The 18,436-nt window shown below is 70.8% G+C and carries 14 protein-coding genes; 3 read left to right on the top strand and 11 right to left on the bottom strand.

From position 1 onward, the window contains the following. Positions 1–24 precede the first annotated feature (24 nt). Positions 25–2,301 carry a putative bifunctional diguanylate cyclase/phosphodiesterase gene (locus ACIA5D_RS30450; protein WP_396033751.1) on the bottom strand — a complete coding sequence of 759 codons (2,277 nt, stop codon included), beginning with the start codon at positions 2,299–2,301 and terminating at the stop codon, positions 25–27. Positions 2,302–2,438: 137 nt separating this feature from the next. On the opposite strand from ACIA5D_RS30450, the gene ACIA5D_RS30445 reads away from it, so the two are divergent. The 3 genes from ACIA5D_RS30445 to pseI are packed head-to-tail and all read left to right on the top strand — an operon-like array spanning position 2,439 to position 4,985. Further along, complete coding sequence (locus tag ACIA5D_RS30445; RefSeq protein WP_396033750.1) at positions 2,439–3,500, top strand: glycosyltransferase family 2 protein; 1,062 nt, start codon at positions 2,439–2,441, stop codon at positions 3,498–3,500. 4 nt (positions 3,501–3,504) lie between these two features. Further along, positions 3,505–3,957 (top strand): GNAT family N-acetyltransferase, encoded by a 453-nt coding sequence (locus ACIA5D_RS30440; RefSeq protein WP_396033749.1) that lies wholly within the window; start codon positions 3,505–3,507, stop codon positions 3,955–3,957. Continuing rightward, complete coding sequence (pseI, locus tag ACIA5D_RS30435) at positions 3,957–4,985, top strand: pseudaminic acid synthase (RefSeq protein ID WP_396033748.1); 1,029 nt, start codon at positions 3,957–3,959, stop codon at positions 4,983–4,985. The genes ACIA5D_RS30440 and pseI overlap by 1 nt, the downstream gene beginning before the upstream one ends. A gap of 144 nt (positions 4,986–5,129) precedes the next feature. On the opposite strand, the gene ACIA5D_RS30430 is transcribed toward pseI, so the two are convergent. From ACIA5D_RS30430 to ACIA5D_RS30385, 10 genes are all read right to left on the bottom strand, one after another. After that, on the bottom strand, positions 5,130–6,938 hold the full coding sequence (locus tag ACIA5D_RS30430; protein WP_396033747.1) for a hypothetical protein: 1,809 nt from the start codon (positions 6,936–6,938) through the stop codon (positions 5,130–5,132). A gap of 388 nt (positions 6,939–7,326) precedes the next feature. Then, positions 7,327–9,549: an MMPL family transporter gene (locus ACIA5D_RS30425; RefSeq protein WP_396033746.1), complete on the bottom strand. Its 2,223-nt coding sequence runs from the start codon at positions 9,547–9,549 to the stop codon at positions 7,327–7,329. 71 nt (positions 9,550–9,620) lie between these two features. After that, positions 9,621–10,265 (bottom strand): response regulator, encoded by a 645-nt coding sequence (locus tag ACIA5D_RS30420; RefSeq protein WP_396033744.1) that lies wholly within the window; start codon positions 10,263–10,265, stop codon positions 9,621–9,623. Between the two features lie 29 nt (positions 10,266–10,294). Beyond that, positions 10,295–11,596, bottom strand: a complete 1,302-nt coding sequence (locus tag ACIA5D_RS30415; protein ID WP_396033743.1) for a sensor histidine kinase — start codon at positions 11,594–11,596, stop codon at positions 10,295–10,297. Between the two features lie 93 nt (positions 11,597–11,689). Further along, positions 11,690–13,960: a hypothetical protein gene (locus ACIA5D_RS30410; protein WP_396033742.1), complete on the bottom strand. Its 2,271-nt coding sequence runs from the start codon at positions 13,958–13,960 to the stop codon at positions 11,690–11,692. Next, positions 13,957–15,144, bottom strand: coding sequence for an acyl-CoA reductase (locus ACIA5D_RS30405; RefSeq protein WP_396033740.1), 1,188 nt, complete (start codon positions 15,142–15,144; stop codon positions 13,957–13,959). Before ACIA5D_RS30405 ends, ACIA5D_RS30410 begins: the two co-directional genes overlap by 4 nt. Then, entirely contained in the window at positions 15,141–16,175 is a 1,035-nt protein-coding gene (locus ACIA5D_RS30400; RefSeq protein ID WP_396033738.1) for an acyl-protein synthetase, read from the bottom strand. The genes ACIA5D_RS30405 and ACIA5D_RS30400 overlap by 4 nt, the downstream gene beginning before the upstream one ends. Continuing rightward, positions 16,172–17,404 (bottom strand): AMP-binding protein, encoded by a 1,233-nt coding sequence (locus ACIA5D_RS30395; RefSeq protein ID WP_396033737.1) that lies wholly within the window; start codon positions 17,402–17,404, stop codon positions 16,172–16,174. The genes ACIA5D_RS30400 and ACIA5D_RS30395 overlap by 4 nt, the downstream gene beginning before the upstream one ends. After that, complete coding sequence (locus ACIA5D_RS30390) at positions 17,401–18,135, bottom strand: SDR family NAD(P)-dependent oxidoreductase (RefSeq protein WP_396033736.1); 735 nt, start codon at positions 18,133–18,135, stop codon at positions 17,401–17,403. The genes ACIA5D_RS30395 and ACIA5D_RS30390 overlap by 4 nt, the downstream gene beginning before the upstream one ends. After that, on the bottom strand, positions 18,128–18,373 hold the full coding sequence (locus ACIA5D_RS30385) for an acyl carrier protein (RefSeq protein WP_396033734.1): 246 nt from the start codon (positions 18,371–18,373) through the stop codon (positions 18,128–18,130). Before ACIA5D_RS30385 ends, ACIA5D_RS30390 begins: the two co-directional genes overlap by 8 nt. Positions 18,374–18,436 lie beyond the last annotated feature (63 nt).

Below are 18,436 nucleotides of genomic sequence, written 5' to 3'. Positions count from 1 at the left end.
TGATCGGCCGCCCGGAAGGATGCTTCAGGCCGCCGACGGCGAGGTGAGCAGTTCCCCGAACTCCTCTGGCGAGAGCGGATGCGCGAAAAGGAAGCCCTGCGCCGACCGGTAGCCGAGCTCGTGCAGCCGCTCGGCCTGATCCGGCGTCTCCACCCCCTCGGCGATCGTCTGCAGCCCGAGCGAGTCGGCCAGCCGCAGGACGGTCGCGGCCACCGGAGCCCGCGCGGCCTGGGTGAACGAGCCGTCCAGCTTGAGCTGGTCGATCGGGTAGTCGTGCAGCATGGTCAGCGTCGACTGCCCGGTTCCGAAGTCGTCGAGCGACACGCGTACGCCCAGCGACCGCAGCGCCGACAACGTCGTCGCCGACTCGTGCGGGTCCACCGGCATCGCCTCGGTGACCTCGAGCGTGATGCGGTGCGGCTCGATGCCGTACTCGTCGAGAAGGGCCGCCACCGAGGCCGCGAACCCGGGCTCGCGCAGGTCCCGCGGAGAGACATTGATGTTGAGGACGCCCGGCGCGTCCACGCCGTGTGCGGCCGTCCAGTCGGCCAGCTGCCGGACGGCGGCCCGCAGGACCCACCGGCTCAGCGGCACGATCAGCCCGGTTCGCTCGGCGACCGGCAGGAACGTCTGCGGCGGCATCGTGCCGTGTGTCGGATGCGCCCAGCGCACCAGTGCCTCCGCCCCGAGCACCCGGCGGTCCGGCAGCGCCACGATCGGCTGGTAGAGCAGGTACAGCTGGCCGTCGTCGATCGCCTCGCGCAGCTCGGCCCCGAGGTGGGCGTTGTCCGTGCCGGCCTGCGCCATGGCCGGCGTGAAGTGCTGCGACGCCGTGCCCGCGATGGCCTTGGCGGCGTACATCGCGATGTCGGCGTGGCGCAGCAGCAGGCTGGGATCGTCGCCGGAATGCCCGTCGGCGATGCCGATGCTCGCCCGGATCGCCAGCTCGTGCCCGTCGGCGACCACCGGCACGCGCAGCGCCTCGATCATGCGCTGGGCGGCGAGGTCGGCCGCGGCCGGATCGGCGCCGTCGAGCACCACCACGAACTCGTCGCCGCCGAGCCGGGCCACGGTGTCCTCGGCGCGGATGCAGGCGTCGAGGCGCTGGGCCACGGCGATCAGCAGCAGGTCGCCGACCTCGTGGCCGAGGGTGTCGTTGACCTCCTTGAAGTCGTCGAGGTCGATGAGGGCGACCGCCACCGAGCGCTCGCCGGGCGCGCCGAGCGCCTTGTCGAGGCGCTCGTGGAAGAGCGCGCGGTTGGGCAGCTGGGTGAGCGCGTCGTGGGTGGCGCCGTGGTCGAGGCGGTTGAGCAGGCGGCCGTTGTCGAGGAACGCGGTGATCTGGCGGACCACGACCAGGGCGGTGAGCACCACCGCGCTGATCACGATGACCCGGCGGTCGGGGGCGTTGTCCGGCAGGGCGACGCTGAGCAGCAGACCGTCGACGGCGGCGATGGCGACGTAGGGCAGGACGCTGAACGAGCGGCGGCGGGGCTCCCGTACGCCGCGGCGCGGGCTGTAGTCGGCGGCGCGCTGGCGCTCGGCGGCCCACGACGCGAAGAAGAAGATCAGCGGCATGCTGACGATGTCGGGAAACAGGTGCGGGTCGAACGGCTCGAGCAGCGGACGCAGGGTGGGCCCGACCGCGCCGATCAGCACCGCGATGCCGATCCGCTGCAGCGCGCCCCGGTCGAGGTATCCGACCGGCCGGGTCAGCACCACCTTGGCGACGGCGAAGACGGCGACCAGCGCGAGGGTGGTCAGTGCCAGCGAGATGTAGATGATCTTCTCGTCGCCGCCGTGCAGGGCGTACCGGGTGGAGAAATGCCAGGCGAAGACGGCGCAGGCCAGCATGACCGTGCCGGCGTCGAGGGCGATGCGGAACAGCTCGCCCCGGCTCTGTCTCCCGAACGGCAGCCGCAGCAGCGCGTAGATGATCAAGACGATCGCGAGGCCGTCGAAGACCATCTGGCCGGCGCTGACGTGCTGACCGGCCGGATCGGCCGCGGTGACGATGTTGTACGCCTGGGCGAAGCTCCCGAGCCCGACCAGGATCGCCACCGTGAGCAGATGCCGCCAGAACCGCCGGGTGGGCTCGGGCAGGCGCTCGTCCCGGGCCGTACGCCGGAAGTTGGCCATCAGCAGCAGGGAGCCGAGGACGCTCGGCAGCCACAGGGTGAACCACGGCAGCACCGGGTCGACCGCGTTGATCACGAAGAACAGCGCCGCGATGAACGTGAGCACGGCCGAAGCGACCAGCGCCCGGCCGGACATCGTGATCCGTGACCAGAGCACGCTCATCCGCCAGCCTCCTCGACCCTGCTTCTGCGGGCCTTGGATCGGCCGGGGACGGCCGGACGTGAGGAATTGCTCTCGGAAGCAGGCTCCGGCCAACTTGGGTTCGCCTGAACTTCACCTGGGTGCACAACCTTTGCTCGATGTCCGTGCGATTGAGCGTCGTCGTGCCGGTGTACCGCGTCGAGCCGTACCTGATGGAATGCCTCGACTCGATCCGTGCCGGTCTCACCCTCGACGAGCTCGCCCGAGTCGAGATCATCGCCGTGGACGACGCGTCCCCCGACCGGTGCGGCGCGATGCTCGACGATTTTCAGGCAAGGCACGATTTCGTACGGGTGGAGCACCTGCCCCACAACGTCGGGCTGGGGCTCGCCCGCAACGCGGGTCTGGCCGAGGCGACCGGCGACTACGTGTGGTTCGTCGACAGCGACGACCGGCTGCCCGACGGCTCGGTCCGTGCCGTGCTGGAGGCGTTGGACGCCGAGCGCCCCGACGTGCTGCTCATCGACCATCTGCGGGTGCACGAGGACGGCCGCCGCAAGGTCGACGCCAGCTCGCATCTGCTGGCCGGCGAGCCGGCGCTGGAGCGCATGCTCGGCGTGCAGCACACCGCGTGGAACCGGATCGCCGGCCGCAAGTTCCTGCGGCGCAACGGCTTGCGCTTCGGCCCCGGGTGGTACGAGGACGTCTCGTTCAGCCACCCCGTCCTGCTGGCCGCCGACCGGATCGCCGCGCTGAACCGGGTCTGCTACCACTACCGCGTCGGCCGCCTCGGCGCGATCACCGCGACCCGCAGCGTCCGCCACTTCGAGGCCTTCGACCAGTACGACCGCCTCCAGGAGTGGGTGGCCGCGCACGCCGTCTCCCCCGAGATTCGGGCCCGGCTGTTCACCCTGATGATCAGCCACCTGCTCGTGGTGGCCGGCAACGACGGCCGGATGCACCCCGCGCACCGGCGGCGGTTCTTCGAGAAGACGGCCGCGCTCCACCGCCGGCACCGCCCGCAGGGGTACCACCCGCCGAGCGGGATGAGCGGTCTCAAGCACCGGCTGGTGTCGTCCGGGGCGTACGGCGTGTACTCCCTGCTCAGGACCGGCTACCGGGTGGCCGGGAAAAGGCGCCGGAAACCCGAACGGACACCTCTGGTTTCCCGGGAGGTTCCTTCTGCGCCACACCCGGCACAGTCCGCGTCCATAATTTGAGGTTGTGCTTCGACCTGCCGCGTACGCCGATCGCGATCTGATCCTTCCCTGGCGCAACCACCCGTCGGTGCGGGCCGTGAGCCTCACGACGCACGAGATCAAGCCGGAGGAGCACGCGCGCTGGTGGGAGAAGCGATGGCCGGACGTCCTGATCTACTCCGACGACCAGGGCACTCCGGCGGGTGTCGTGATCTTCGACGGCAACACCTGGTCGTTCTACCTGGATACGGTGGGCCTCGGCGACCGGCTGCTGCCCGCGTGGATGCGCCTGGAGAAAGAGGCCGTCGAGTACGCGTTCGGCACCCTCGGGCTGGAGACCCTCGGCGGCGAGACGCTTGCCGACAACAAGCAGGTCCTGGCGCTGCACCGGCGCTTCGGCTTCAAGGAGACGCGCCGCTACGAGCGACTCGTCGACGGTGAGATGAAAACGATCGTCTGGACCGAGAGAGGTAAGTAATGGCACAGTTCGGGCCCGACAAGCGGCCGTACATCGTCGCGGAGATGTCCGGGAACCACAACGGCTCCCTCGACCGGGCTCTGGCGCTGGTCGACGCGGCGGCGGACGCCGGCGCCGACGCGATCAAGATCCAGACGTACACCGCCGACACGTTGACGCTTGACGTGAAACACCCCCGGTTCCGACTCTCCAAGGGCCACGAGCTCTGGGGCGGCGAGTACCTCTACCAGCTGTACGAGCGGGCCCACACGCCGTGGGACTGGCACCAGCCGATCTTCGACCGGGCTCGCGAGCTCGGCATCACCCCGTTCTCGAGCCCGTTCGACCCGACCGCCATCGACCTGCTCGAGAAGCTCGACGCGCCGATGTACAAGATCGCGTCCTCGGAGATCACCGACCTGCCGCTGATCCGCCTGGCCGCGAGCACCGGCAAGCCGGTGATCATCTCGACCGGCATGGCGTCGGTCAAGGAGATCGCGGCCGCGGTCGAGGCCGCCCAGGGCGCGGGCGCTTCGGAGGTCACGGTCCTGAGCTGTACGGCCTCGTACCCCGCCCCGCCGGAGGAGACCAACCTGCGGCGCATCCCGGTGCTGGCCCAGATGCTCGAGCTGCCGATCGGCCTCAGCGACCACACGCTGGGCATCGGCGTCCCGATCGCGGCGGTGGCCTTCGGCGCCTGCCTGATCGAGAAGCACGTGACCCTCGACCGGGCCGACGGCGGCGTCGACTCGGCGTTCTCGCTCAACCCGGCCGAGCTCAAGCTGCTGCGCGAGGAGTCGGAGCGGGCCTGGCAGGCGCTCGGCACCACGCACATCGGCTCGACCGAGCACGAGAAGGAGGGGCTGCGGTTCCGCCGCTCGCTCTACGTGGTGGCCGACGTGAAGGCCGGCGACAGGGTCACGCCCGAGAACGTCCGCTCGATCCGCCCGACCGGCGGCCTCGAGCCCGACGCCATCGGCTCGGTCCTGGGCCGCACCTTCACCGCCGACGCTGAGAAGGGCACCCCGCTGACCTGGGACCTGATCTGACGCCGACAGACCCCGGCTGTGGATAACGGCCAGAAACTGTCAGACCCGAGTGGTTGACTCGGCCCCTCCCTACCGGGTGGGGCCGAGTAGAACAGCCAGGTACGACGATCACCGCGCCGGGTACGCCGGCGGCGCCCGGCTCGGCTAGCGGCGCAGCAGGCGCTTGATGGCCTTCTTGCCGTCGCGGGCCGCGAGCCGGTACGCATGGCGGCCGGCGATCAGGGCCTTGCCCGCGAAGCGGCGACGGTAGAACTGGATCTCCAGGTCGAGCTTGCTGAGCGTGTTGTCGCGCGACTGGATGATCTGCTCGGTCCACTCCATCATCGCGAGCAGGTGGCTCGCCTCGTAGCGCTGTCGCCAGAGCGCCTCGGTCAGCTCGCGGAAGCCGGGGATGTCGACGCTCCCCGTGCCGGCGGTGACCGCGAGCAGCTGCAGTCGCCGGGCGTCCTGCTCGGCGAGCGTGAGCTCGAACTCGGCGGCCTCGAGCCTGACGTGCAGATCCACCGCGGCTCGAAGCTGATCGTCGGTCACGCCGCGGCCGACCATGCCGAGCAGGGTCGAGGTCAGCTCGACGGCGCTCGACGTGATCGGCCATGGGTGCGGCCGGGCCGAGGTGATCAGCTGGACGGCGAACGCCCAGAACGCGCGGACCAGGGCGGTCTCGTACGCGATCGGCTCGATCGGCGCCCAGCGGGTCGGCAGCGGCACCGGGCCGTCGGCGGCGACCATGACGTCGGCGAGGTCGGCGAGCGCCATTGGCCCGGCGAGGGCGCCGTCGACGGCCTGACCGGACAGCCATGACTCGTACTGGCCCAGCTCGACCCGCAGCTGACGCAGGCCGGCCGTGGCGCAGAGGTGGAGGAGCCGCTCCTCGAGCACGTAACCGTCGTCGGCGCCGGCGGCGAGCGGCTCGGCGACGCGACGCAGGCCCTCGCGCTCGATCGGGGACGCCAACGGCTCGAGCACGGTGGTCACGGTGCTCACCTCGTACGCGAAAGTGCCGCGTGCGTCGCCCACCAGAAGCTCATGCGGGTCGACGGCGGGCGTGTCGCCCGCCCGGGCGATGATCAGCCAGGCCGGCGCCACAGTCTCTTCGGCGCCGGCCCGCAGCGCGCGGGTGACCAGCACGCGCGGATCGCTGAGCACCGGACGGCCACGGTAGGCGAGGGCGAACGCCTGCGACAGCGCGGTGCCGAGACGGGGACGCAGCGGCGACGAGACGTTGCCGAGCAGGCCCGGCCCGATCAGCACGGTCGGCGCGCCCGGCTCGGGAAAGGCCGCGTACGCCACGTCGACCGCGAGGCCCGCGCCGGCGAGCCGGTCGGTCAGCTGCTCGCGGGAGGCGGGGCGGTGGGTGTCGTGGTCGTCCACGGGGTACCACGCCGCGTCCTGCGCCTCGCGCGAGCCGGGCTCGAGCCGCACGGTGTGGTGCACGCCCAGGCGATTGTCGTGCATGAGGAGAAGGACGCCGTCGGCGCGCACCGCCTCGGCGAGCCGGTCGACGAGCTGACCGGCGTCCATCTGCTCGCCCTCGGACGAGTTCAGCCGGTCGACGCCGTCGACGGCCACCACCAGGTCGAAGGTCTCGGCGGGGTCGAGTTTGACCGCGGCGCCGGCGAGCACGGTGACCTGGGGGTGGGCGCGGGCCGATTCCTCGGCGTCGACCAGCGAGCGCAGCAGCCAGGTGACCGTGGCGCCGCCGTCGACGAGCAGGGTGACCAGGTCGTCGGCGATCGGGCCGGCGACGAGGACGGCGCGGCCGGGGGCGGCGAGCCCGCCGATCAGATGGCAGAGGAGCGCGCCGCGGGGCAGCGAAGGGCCGCGCCGGGGGTCGCGATCGGTCCAGTTGAACATCTCGCCGCCGAGGCGGCGCAGATTGTCGACCGGCGGTGTGGCCAGGGCGGCAGCGTAGTCCGAACCCTGCGCGGGAATCAGGGCAGCGGCGTCGGACATACTTCGACCCTCTCGTTGCGGTACGGGCGCCGGAAGTTACCACCCCAGGGTAAATCGGGGATGAATTCCGCGGGTGTGCAGTGACATCGGTCTATTGCCGGATTTGCCCTGCAAGTCGGATGAGTGAGTGAGATCACGTTACCCCCGCCCCGGCCGCGCGATCGTTGCCACCCGGAACAACAATTCGCCGAGTGGTCGCCTACAGTGGACGCTCAACGTGAATAATTTTCAGGGCCCACGATTTCCAGGACCGAGGTCGAGCCCTCCCCCGGGCTCCCACGGAAAACGGCCGGGGTGGACGCCGCCACGTCTCCCCGGCCGCTCGCCGCCGGCCCGGCGCGGGGTTCTTGCCCCCACCCTGCGCCGGGCCGGCTCGCGTGCATTTTTCCTACGAAGTAGTGATCAATTCTCGTGAGGAGCGCTCCGGGGCCGGCTGCGGCGCCGGCGCGTGGGCGATCTGCGGGAGCCAGCCCAGCCACCGCGGCAGCCACCAGTTCTTCTCGCCGAGCAGCGCCATCACCGCCGGCAGCAGCACCGCCCGGATGATCGTCGCGTCCAGCAGGACCGCCGCCGCCAGGCCGATGCCCAGCTGCTTGGTCGAGGCCAGCGGCAGCGTCGCGAACAGCGCGAACACCGCCACCATCACCACGGCCGCGCTGGTGATGACGCCGGCCGTGCGGCCGATGCCTTCCCGCACCGCGTCCCGCGTGGACAGGCCGCGGTCGTATCCCTCGCGGATCCGGCTCAGCACGAAGACGTGGTAGTCCATCGACAGGCCGAACAGGATGATGAACAGGAACAGCGGCATCCAGTTGGTGATGCCGTCGGTCGCCTGGAACTGCAGCTGCTTCTCGAAGTGGCCGTACTGGAAGACATAAACCAGCATTCCGTACGCCGCAGCGACCGATAGCAGGTTGAGCACGACCCCGGTGATCGCCACCACGACCGAGCGGAACGAGACCAGCAGCAGCAGGAACGCCAGTCCGAGCACGAAGCCGAACACCCACGGCAGGCTCGCGTCGAGGCGGGCGTTGAAGTCGGCGTCACCCGCCCTCTCCCCGGTGACCAGCGCGGTCGCGCCGTCCACCGTGCCGAAGGTCGCGGGCACCACGTTCTCGCGCAGCGAGGAGAGCGCGTCGTCGCCGACCAGGCCGACCGAGACGATCGCGACCGTGCCGGCCGGGTTGATCCGCACCTCGACCGGGCCGGTGAGCTTGCCCTGGCTCTGGGAAACAGCTTTCTTGAAGGCGCCCAGCTGTCCGTTGAAGGCGGCGCTCTTGACTGTCGACGCCTCGACCACGACCTCGGCCGGCGACGTCTTGCTCGGGAACGCCGCGTCGACCGCCTTGAACGCCTGCACGATCGCCGCGTTGGGCGGCAGATCCTCGATGCTCTCGGCCTTGGTGCGCAGGTCGAGCACCGGCGAGGCGATCACGGCCAGCGCGCCGACCGCGACCAGCGCCGAGATGAGCGGCTTGGCCAGCACGACGCCGAGGAAGGCGTTCCAGGCGCGGCCGTCGCTGCGCCGCCGGTACAGCCCGGGAATCTTGACGGCATCGACCTTGTCGCCGAGCGCCGCCAGCATGGCCGGCAGCACGGTCAGCGAGCCCAGCACGGCGGTGGCGACGACCAGGATCGTGCCGACCGCGAAGCTCACGAAGGTGGTGTCGAAGGTGAGGAACATGCCGGCCATCGCCACGATCACCGTAAGGCCCGAGACCCAGATCGACCGGCCCGAGGTCTGCGCCGCGACCACCAGCGCCCGGTGGGCGTCGGCGCCGGCCCGCCGCTCGTCGCGTTCCCGCTTGATGTAGAACAGGCAGTAGTCGACCCCCACCGCCAGGCCGACCAGCAGCATCACGTGCATCGTGGTGTCGACCGTGGGCGCCAGCCGGCTGGCCGCCGCGAGCAGGCCGATCGCCGCCACCACCGCGGTGATCGCCAGCGCGACCGGCAGCAGCGCCGACACGACCGCCCCGAAGGCGACCAGCAGGATGCCCAGCGTCACGGGGATCGAGAGCATGCCAAGCCGCGAAAGTCCCTTGTCGAGGTCGTCGCCGATCAGCTTGTCGCCGCTCGCGTCGCCGCCCTCGGCGATGTAGAAGTCCGTGTGCGCGGCCTGCACCTTCGCGACCGTGTCGAGGGCCGGTGCCACCCGGTCCTTCGCGGTCTCCGAGTCACCGGCGATGCTGAAGGTGACCAGCGACGACCGCTTGTCCGGCGACTCGATCGCCGGCTGCACCCCGGTGACGTCGGCGGTGTTCTTCAGCTGCTTGGTCAGATCGGCGATGGCCGCGGCGCGGTCCGTGCCGGCCCGGTTCTGCACGATGACCATCTCGCCGGCCGGCTGCTCCGGGAACCCGGCCTGCTCGACGATCCGGTCGGCCTTTCCGGAGTCGCCATGGCCCTGGTCGGCGTTGGTGGCCTCGTGCGTCCCCAGCTGTCCACTCAGGATCGTCACGCCCACCACGAAGGCGATCCACCCCAGGATCGCGAGCGTCCGATGGCGGGCGCTCCACATCGCGGCCCGCGCCGCGATCCCCTTGACATTCGGTTCGCCTTTAGTCCGCTTATGGGTGGCGGGCGGGGCGGTTGGATGGCTGTTCCTCATGGGGAAAACGCTATGGAGAACGCCGATCCCGATCGATGCGGCTGACTCCCCGGTTCGGGGTAGTGCTAGCACTACCCCTGTAGATAGGCCAGCACGGCCAGCACCCGGCGGTGCTGTTCTTCGTCTTGGTGGAGGTCGAGCTTGGTGAAGATGTTGCGGACGTGCTTCTCGACCGCGCCATCGGTGACGACCATCTTGCGGGCGACCGCCGTGTTCGACAGGCCTTCCGCCATCAGGCTCAGCACCTCGCGCTCGCGCGGGGTGAGGTTGCGCAGCGGGTCGTCGCGGCGGCGGCGCACCAGCAGCTGGCCGACCACCTCAGGGTCGAGCACGGTGCCGCCGGCCGCGACCCGGCGCAGGCCGTCGAGGAACTCGGCGATCTGGGAGACCCGATCCTTCAACAGGTAACCGACCCCACCCAGGCGGTCGGCGAGCAGGTCGTCGGCGTACGAGACCTCGACGTATTGGGAGAGCACGAGGATCGGGCTGCCGGGCACCAGCGAGCGGGCCTCCACGGCGGCGCGCAGGCCCTCGTCGGTGTGCGTGGGCGGCATCCGGACGTCCACGATGGATACGTCCGGCCGGTGCTCGGCGATCGCGGACACGAGGGAAGGCCCGTCGCCGACGGCCGCCACCACCGTGTGGCCGTTCTCTTCGACGAGCCTTATCAGACCCTCGCGCAACAGCACCGCGTCATCAGCAATTACGACCCGCATGCTGCCAATGCTGTCAGATCGGCAGAGCTTTAGAGGGGCAGGGCGGCCGTAAGCCTTGTACCCCCACCCACGGGGCTGTCGACCGCCAGCACCCCACCGGCCGCGCGGACCCGGTCGTCGAGCCCGGCCAGGCCGTGCCCCTTGGCGAGGCTGGCGCCGCCGATCCCGTCGTCGGCCACGGTGACCATCAGGCCGGTCGCGATCCGCTGCACGCTGACCTGCACCTCGCTGGCCTGGCTGTGCTTCGCGACGTTGGTCAGGGACTCGGCGACCACGAAGTACGCGGTCGACTCGACGGCGGCGTCCAGCCGGCCGATCGCCGGGGCGTCGAGGTCGACCGGAACCGTGCAGCGCCCGGCCAGCGCGGTGAGCGCCGCCTGCAGGCCCCGGTCGACCAGGATCGGCGGGGCGATGCCGCGGGACAGGGCGCGCAGCTCGTCGAGGGTCTCCCGGGTCTGGGTGAGCGCCTCGGTGATGGTGGCGCGGGCCGCGTCGGGGTCGGTGGAGAACTGCTGCTCGGCGCGGCCGAGGTCCATGGCCAGGCGGACCAGGCGCTGCTGCGGGCCGTCGTGGATGTCGCGCTCGAGCTTGCGCAGGGCGGTGGCCTCGGCCGAGACGGCGGCGGCCTTCTGCTGCTGGGCGACCTCGCGGGCGGCCTCGGCCTGGGCGACCTGCTCGCGCAGCTCGTTCACCCCGCTGAGCAGGCCGCGGGCGAACCAGGCCTCGAGCAGGGCGGCCCCGCGGACCACCCAGAACAGGGTGCCGGCGAAGAAGATGCCGGCGGCCAGGTAGAACGCGACCTTGGTGCCGTAGCTGCCGTCGAAGCCGAGCAGCTCGGGGAGGTCCTGGTCGTCGGGGCCGCTCGGCAGCGACCAGCCCCACAGGCCCCAGGTGAGGCCGCCGAGCGCGCCCGCCCACCAGGTGACCACGAACGCGAACGAGATCGTGCTGGGGATGAAGCGGAACATGCCGTGCAGCAGGTCGAGCCAGCTCTGCCCGTCGGTCAGCGGGGTGAACACCCGGCGGAAGAAGCTGTCGTCCTTCGGCTTCTTGTAGTACGGGTGCTGGAGGCTGCGGTGGAAGACCGGGCCGATCCGGGCGCGCTCGAGCACGGCGAAGCCGCGGGCCACATACATCGTCGCGAGCAGGATCGGCAGGCCGACCCAGATGACGATCGTCCCGACGCCGACCCAGAACAGGCTCATGAGCAGCGAGATGGTGAGGATCCCGAGCGGAAAGCCGATCAGGACGTACTGCGTGTCGATGCCGATCTGGCGCAATACCCGAACGGGCGGGGCGGGGCTGGTCGTCATGTCATCGACGCTAGACATCGGCGACCTCTCCTCCGATCCCGCTGACCGCCCAATCGGCGGTAGGGCTAACCCTACGTTCGCCTGCCTGGTCGACGCGGGCAAGGTCGTGCTCTACCCCAGCTCGTAGATCGTGACCGGGCCGGCCGTGTGCCGCACGACGGCCGAGCGGGCCAGCTGGGGCGAAACCGGCCCGTATCGGCTGTCGGCGAAGAGCCAGCGCACGTGGTACTGCGTGCGCAGCTCGGCCACGTCGGCCGGGTCGCCCCGGGCGAAGACCCGCTCGTTGAGCGCGAACCGCTCGGGGTACGGCGCGGGCTGGTAGACGTATTTCAGGCCGTTCACGTTGTTGGCGGCCACCGCCTGGTCGGTGTATGACCAGCTCTCCACCACGGCGCGCCGGCCGGTCAGCGCGACGACCCAGAAGGCGCGGGCGTCGCACACCTTGGCGCGGTTGGGCAGCAGCTGGCAGTGCACGTTGGTGGCGATCACGTCGTTCTTGCCGGCCTGCCGGTCGAGCCACTGGGCCGCCGCCATCTCGTCCCGGCTGACCATGCGGCTGGGCGCCGGCGGCGCCGGCGTCTTCAAGGCCGCAGGCGTGGACTTGGCGGTCTGGAAGGCGAAGGCGCCCAGGCCGGCGCCGAGCACGGCCGCGAGCAGCGCGATCGGGATGGCCTGCCGGCGACGCCGCAGCAGGAGCGCGCCGACGGCGGCGACCAGGGCGGTGAGCAGGACCGGCCGCAGCAGCGCCCACGACCAGGAGACGATCGTGTGGGCCGGCGGGTCGAAGAACCACAACCCGATCAACGATGCGATCACCGCCCACACGAAGCCCGCGGCCAGACCGGCGAACACCGGGCGCAGGCCCGGCGACCGTTCGGCGAGCAGCCAGACGGTGAGGACCGTCGCGAACGGGAGCACGCCGGTGTAGAAGTACCCCTGGCTGGCCGACGGGTGCCAGAGCAGCCACATGCCGCCGGCCCCGGCCACGGTGATGCCGGCGAGCAGCCAGGCCGACGGATCGCGGCGAACGATCATGGTGAGCCCGGCCAGCCGGCCGGCCTGCATGAGGGCCCACCAGACGAGCAGGGCGGCCACGAAGAGCAGGCCACCGGCCGAGGCATGGGCGATGCCGGGCGGGAAGACGCCGTCGTTCAGGTCGTGCACGCCGAGCGTCTGCCGGTACGGCGCCACCAGGTAGAGGAACGTCAGCGGCTGGAACGTGAGCACGCCCGCGCCGCCGCCGCTGAACAGCTTGAGGCCGACGACCATGGCGGCGAGCACGAGGCCGAGCAGCGCCAGCGTGGACCTCAGCCGTTCGCGGTGCCAGAGGACGACCGGCAGGCCCGCCGCGACCAGGCCCGCCACGATCGGCGGCAGGCCGCTCGACTTCGAACCCGCGCAGGCCACCGCGAGCGGGAAGACGATCAGCCAGGTCCAGCCCACCCGGCGGCCGCGCAGCACGTCGACCGCGATCGACAGCAGCAGCGCGACCAACGGCAGCTGGTAGACCGCCGAGGGGCTCAGGAAGCTGAGCGCGTAGCTGCCGGCGGCGATGGTCGGCGTGCCGAGCACCAGCGGGAACCCGCCCACCGCGAGGGCGCCGCCGAGCGCGCCGGCCCACCATTTGCCGGCGAGCTGGCGGGCCAGCGCCGCGGTGACCAGGGCGGTCAGCGCGGCGATCGCGGGCAGCCAGAGACGGAGCAGCATGGTCGCCGGGTCGATCCGGGTGATCATCGACGCGGTCGCCATGTCGGCGTCGGAGAGGTAGTGATAGTGCAGGATGTCGCCGGCCAGCTGCGGCACCTGGAACGGCATCGAGCGCATCAGCTCGCGTACGAGCGCGAGGTGGTACCCGAGGTCCTGGTACCAGATCGCGTCGGCCGGGGGCAGCGGCGAGCTGCGCCAACTCGGCAGGAGCCAGAACACGACCAGGGTGACCCCGAAGGCCAGCGCCCAGTGCCAGCCCTGCGGGAGCGGCTGGGGCTCGGCGATCCGCCAGTGCCGGCGCAGCTGCGGCACGACCACGAACAGCGCGACGATCAGCACCGGCCAGGCCGGGAGCAGGATCTGCAGGCCGGTCGCGGCGGCGAGCGCCCAGTCGGCCAGCATCAGGAGAAGGCCGGTGGCGCCGCCGAGGCCGAGGTCCTCGGGGAGGTTGCCGCGGGTGCCGCGCAGCGCCCGGTGCACGAGCGTGCCGGGCAGCAGCACGGCGAGGCCGAAGTAGGCGGCGTAGCGGATGATGTCCCACGCCGGGGTGCCGGTTGCGAGCAGGGCCACGACCAGCACGGCCGCCGGGATCAGCCAGGGCAGTCCCGCCGGGATCCGGCTCGGTCGAGGACTGGGCGCCGAACGTACCTCGGGGGTACTCAGCACCTGTGTCATGAAGCGACCGTCGTCAGCCGGGTGAACTCGCGCGGCAGGTCGTACCCGTCCCAGATGGCGCTGAAGGTCAGCGCCTGGCCGAACGGCACGATCCGGTCGACGCCGCGCCCACCCAGTTCCAGCGCGAACGCGCGCAGCTCGGCGGGGGAGAAGCCGAAGTGGCTGAACGTCTGGTCCTGCCGGTTCATCGCGGGCACCAGGTCGAGCAGCGAGCCGACCTCGGCGAACGGGAAGGCGCCCGCCCCGATCCAGCGCCGGGGCGCGTCCGCCACGGCGGCCAGCGACAGCGCGGTCACCGTGTTGGCCGGGAAGTCCATGCGCGAGACTGCACCGGCGGCCGCCAGCCCGTACGCGTTGACCCGCTTCTCCACCGCCATCGCCGCGTCGACCTGCCAGCCGCGCTTGTCGACGACCTCGAGCAGCAGGTCGACGAACTCGGCGCGGACGTCCGCGGTGTCCTCGCCCACGAGGAAGACGGTCCGCGGCGAGGAGCACGCGGCCTGGTCGAACCAGTAGGCGTCGTTCGAGAAGCCGACGACCGCCTCGCGCCGGGTCGCCGGGTCGGCGGCCCGCCAGCCGGCCGCCGAGATCGCGGCCCATGAGGTGCGGTCGGGAAAGGTCAGATCGCGGGCCGAGGGCCGCAGCGGGTGCTTGCGGATCGCCTCGACCGCCGCGTCGCCGCCCCAGATCACCCGCAGGTCGCACCACTGGCTGAGCGCCGCGGTCACCGCGTCGTCCCGGCCGTAGGTGACCATGCGCTGGGTGCGCCCGATCACCGGGTCGGCGTCGCCGAGCACCTCGTTGAGCGCCTCGAGGATGGTGTCGGCCGCGTTCGCCGAGCGCTCGGAGATGCGTACGACGTTGTGGTTGCCGGCCAGCGCGGACAGCGCCCAGGAGTACACGAAGATGGTGTCGACGTTCGCGGGCGGCACGTGGAAGACGTTGCCGCGCGGGAAGACGAACGCGTCCTCGCGCCGCATCCGCGTAACGGCCCGGTGCAGCTCGGCCGGGCGCATGAAGAAGCCGAGCGAGCCCAGCTCCGGGTGCCGACGGGCCACCGCGGGCGCGAGCAGCTTGCGGGCGACCTTCGCCAGGAAGTCGATCACCCGATCATCGCCGACGGTCAGCCGATCATCGACCGGCGCCGTGACGTCGCTTTCCGAGCCGAAACGGAACCTGATCACGCCGCCTCCCGGTACGTGTCGGAGCACCCGCGCGCCTCGGCCCGCGGCAACCGCCCGAGCACCGAGAACCGCTTGCCGGGCCAGTCGCCGTCGTCGATGCCGTGCACCACGCCGAGGTCCTCGGTGAGCAACACGTGCCCGGGGTACGAGGTGGGCAGCGTGCTCACCACCTCGAGGAGACCCGGTTCGCCGGGCGGCAGCTCCCGCCAGGTCTGCGGGTCGCGAACCACCACGTCCGCGAAGTCCGGGCAGTACAGCGACCCGCCGGACGGGGCCTCGAGAAAGATCGTGCCAATTTGCTCGACCATCCCGTAGAAGTTGTGGGAGTGAACCAGCCCGAGCCCGGCCAGCCGCGCCCGGAAATCGGAGGGCGAGACGGCCTGGTCGACCAGCTTCTTCCAGCCGCCGGAGTGGATCAGGATGCCATGGGTCAGGTCGAGCCCGTTGTCCCGGGCGACCTCGTAGAGGTGCAGCCAGACCATGTAGGTGAAGCCGAAGATCAGGAAGGGCGCGTCGCCGTGCTTGGCGAGGAAGCCGCGGATCGCGTCGAGATCGACGTGGCCCTCCTCGTCGAGCGCCCAGACGTGGTCGCGGCCGAAGGTCGACATGCCGAGCACGCCGGCGCCGCGGGCGCTGAACGAGCGGCGGTCCTTGAGCATGGCCTTGGTGTCGACCAGAAGCATCGGCAGGCGCTTGGGGCCGAGAACGGTCTGCACGGTGGCGCCGAGCAGCCGGGTCTGGGTGGCTGCAGCGGCTTTGTCCAAATAAATCCGGCTGACCTCGCCGGTCGTCCCGCTCGAGGTCAGGACCTTGAACACCTCGTCGTCCGGGATGCTCTTCAATTCGAGATTCTTGAAGAGCCGAACCGGCAGCCACGGCAACTCCGCGACCGATTCGGCTTGTGCGAACCCGGAAGCCGCCAAGATCCGGGCGTACGGCTCACAACGCGCGCGGTGATGCTCGGTCAGCGCCGAGAGCTCCTTGAGCAGGACCTCTTCCTTGGCGGCCTGCGGAAGGGTGAAGACACTCACAGCGACGCCTCCAAGGCGCGGTAATCGATCTTGCCGTTCGGGAGCAGCGGCAGCGCATCGATGCTGCGCACGACCACGCCGGAGAAATGCGTCCCGAGCCACTCGGCGATCTTGGTGCGCAGGTCGCGCGCCTCGTCGTCCGATATGCCCTCGGCGAAGACCTGCAGCTTGTCCTCGCCGGCCACGGTCGCGACCGGGAAGTTCTTCTCCACGTCGTCCAGGTTGATCCGGACGCCGAAGACCTTGCCGATCCGCTTGGCGCGGCCGGTGATGAACAGGAAGCCCTCGTCGTCGAGCCGGCCGAGATCGCCGGTGGGCAGCACGCCACCCATCTCGTCGCCCTTGGCGAGATCGGCGGCGGTTTCCGCGTACCCCATCATGACGTTGGGGCCGCGGTAGACGACCTCCTCGTCGGCCGAGATCGAGAAGGACCCGCCGGGAAGCGCGAGCCCGACCGACCCGAGCTTCTCCGGCAGCCGGGCGGGCGGCAGCGTCGCCATCCGCGGTGCGGCCTCGGTCGTGCCGTACATGACGTAGAGCGACCCGCCGACCGTCGTCATCCGCTGGGCGAAGTCGGTGACCAGGTCGGGGCGCAGCCGGCCGCCGGCCTGGGTGAGCTTGCGCAGCGCCGGGTACTTGGCCGGGTCGAAGCGCAGCCGCCGCAGCATCTCGTACTGGTAGGGGACGAAGGCCATCGAGGTCGCGCCGTGCTCGACGGCGGCGGTCCAGAAGTCGCGCTGCATGATGCCCGTCCGCTCGAGGACCACGGTCGCGCCTCGCAACAAATGCGAGTTCAAGACCGATATTCCGTACGAGTAGAAGAGCGGCAACGTGGTGATGGCCACGTCGTCGGCCCCGATGTCGAGCACGGTGGCGATCTGCTCGGCGTTGGTCAGCACCGCCTCGCGGGAAAGGCGCACCAGCTTGGGGTTGCCGGTCGAGCCGCTGGTGGTGAGCAGCAGCGCCAGGTCGGGATGCACCTCGTCGGTGGCGAAGCGCTCGGCCCAGTGCGCGTTGTCGCCGTCGGGGTCGAGCAGCACGATCGGCCGGCCGAGCCGCAACGCGGCGAGATAGCGCGCAATATCGGGAATCGTCGTCGAGATCGGGTGGAACACCACCGCGCCCGGCTCGGCGGCCAGGGCATCGGCCGCGGCCCGAACCAGGTCGGCGGAGAGCGTCTCGCCGGTCGCGGCGTCGATCACGCGCGCGCCGGGGTGAAGCAGGTTCACAGCGTCAATCCCCCGTCCACTCCGAGAACCTGGCCGGTCACGAACCGGGCCTGCTCGGAGAGGAGGAAAGCGATCACGTCGGCGACCTCGCCGGCCTCGCCGAGCCGGCCCAGCGCGGTGCCGGCGACGCGCTCCGCGCGCCCCTTCTCGTCGAGCGTGTCGAGCATGTCGGTGGCGATGAACCCGGGCTCGACGGCGTTGACCCGGATGCCCTGCGGGCCCAGCTCTTTGGCGGCCGACTTGGCCAGGGCCGCCACGGCGGCCTTCGACGCGGCGTAGACGGCCTGGCCGGCGATGCCGCGCGTCGCGGTGATCGACGACACCAGAACCACCGCCGGGATACGCCCGCGGGCGAGCAGACGGGCCGCGCCCCGCAGCGTGTAGGCCGCGCCGGCCGAGTTGACCGCGAACAGGCGCTGGATCGTCGCGTCGTCGGTCATGCCGAGCATGCCGGCGGCGTGTGTGCCGGCGTTGACCACCAGCGCGTCCAGCCGCTTGAAGTTGGCGAACGCCAGCTGCATGAGCGCCTTGCTCGTCGCCGGGTCGGCGATGTCGCCGTGGCCCGCGAAAGCCGCGACGCCGTACTTGGCGGCGACTTCCTCGGCAACTGCCGCAATTGACTCACGGTGGCCGTGCAGCACGAGGTCATAACCGCGCTCGGCGAGCTTTTGCGCGGTGGCGCGACCGATTCCGCGGGAGGCTCCGGTTATCAGAGCCACCCGATCAGTCATTGATGTTCACCTCGTATTTGCCAAGGATTCGTACGGCCTCCGCAAAGCTTGACATGTTGATCACATCGTCGGTGTCAATCATGATCGAGAACTCGTCCTCGATGGTCGCAATCAGCGACATGTGCGCGAGGGAATCCCACTTCTCGTTGTCCTGGTAGTGCAGATCATCCACGGGCGCATCCGCCGGGAGGTCCAGGGCGGTGCGGAAGGCTTCCCGCAGTCTCTGCAGCTCAGTCACAGTTGCTCCAAGTCGATGGGATGTCTTCGGTCCGGTCAAGGGTGGTGGGCGGGGCGGTTGGAT

The organism is Actinoplanes sp. NPDC051513 (assembly GCF_044454685.1).
Taxonomy (GTDB): domain Bacteria; phylum Actinomycetota; class Actinomycetes; order Mycobacteriales; family Micromonosporaceae; genus Actinoplanes.
Note: the sequence above shows the minus strand (reverse complement) of the source record. Positions and strands in the feature narration are given on the sequence as shown.